Annotated in this window: 1 protein-coding gene; it reads right to left on the bottom strand. The window is 70.6% G+C overall.

What is annotated here, in order from left to right; all coding sequences use genetic code 11:
* Positions 1-281, bottom strand: a 281-nt coding sequence (locus tag ON30_RS27765; RefSeq protein ID WP_040711879.1) for a hypothetical protein, incomplete at its 3' end; no start/stop codon positions are given.
* Positions 282-523 lie beyond the last annotated feature (242 nt).

The following is a 523-nucleotide window of genomic DNA, read 5'->3' on the forward strand; positions in this document are numbered from 1 at the left end:
TTAGGCTGGCCGTCGACAGCGGTGGTGTAGCCGCTGACGGTGAGCGGGCGCACCTCGGGTTTGGATTCGGCGAAGTCCGCCGGATCGGTGTAGGTCCGCTCGGTCGGCGCCCCGCCGCGAGCGTCGAACTCGGCCACGCGCAGATTCGCGGTCTGGACCTGGGCGCGCACGCAGAGCGGTTCGACCGACTCGACCCGGGCGTCGGCGAGGGCCGTCGGCGCGAGCAGTCCGGTGCAGGCGACGGTGGTCGACGCGAGGACGCTCAGCGTACGGATGCGCATGGTTCGCGGCCTTTCGGTCAGGGGTTTCGTCCGCGCGGCGGCCGACGGGCGAATCGGCGAGTGCACGGTCCCGATGCTGCCACGGCGACGGCTCTCCCGCTCAGACCGGCTGAGACCAGTCGCACAGGCAGAACGGATGGCCCGCGGGGTCTTCCGGGACGGAGCGACCGTTGTCCAGCACAACCTCGCTGCCGGACAGCGGTATTCGTCGGCACAACCGGTGATCGATCAGCTGTCGGGCA

This window comes from Nocardia takedensis NBRC 100417 (assembly GCF_000308695.1).
Taxonomy (GTDB): Bacteria; Actinomycetota; Actinomycetes; order Mycobacteriales; family Mycobacteriaceae; genus Nocardia; species Nocardia takedensis.